Below are 453 nucleotides of genomic sequence, written 5' to 3'. Positions count from 1 at the left end.
GCTTCATGCTGATGAAGCTGGAGCCATCCATGATCCTTTCAAGACAATGAGCGCCGGCTCAATAAGATGTCCCGCTCCATCCGGGTGCGATCGAGTTCACGGCGCAGCCGGGCGATTTCCGCCGCCTGATCGGCCGGGGATGCGCTGCCAGCCGGTAACGGCGTGGGAGCGGCCCTGGACCGGGGCGCAGCCCCATGGGCAAGGGCCCGCCAGTTGCGCAGCATCGAGGGAGAAATCCCAAACTCGGTCGCGATCTGCATGGTTGGTCGGCCACTGCTCTCCAGCAGGGCAACGGCCTCTCGCTTGAACTCGGGAGTGAAGTCGCGCCTTCTTCGTCATCAAACACCTTCCCGCTCCCGCAGGAGCTTAGCAAAGGTGTCCACCAACGCGATACTGCTGGCGAATTCATCATGCTGGGACGGGAACCATCATGAGCTTGGTGAAGGCGGATTG

The 453-nt window shown here is 62.0% G+C and carries 1 pseudogene; it reads right to left on the bottom strand.

Going from position 1 to position 453, the window contains the following annotated elements:
• Positions 1-62: 62 nt before the first annotated feature.
• Positions 63-335: pseudogene (locus KBI52_RS00800) on the bottom strand (transposase); the annotation flags it as partial.
• Positions 336-453 lie beyond the last annotated feature (118 nt).

It is taken from the genome of Microvirga sp. HBU67558 (assembly GCF_018069605.1).
GTDB lineage: Bacteria > Pseudomonadota > Alphaproteobacteria > Rhizobiales > Beijerinckiaceae > Microvirga > Microvirga terrae.
This window is presented reverse-complemented; position numbering and strand designations above follow the sequence as displayed.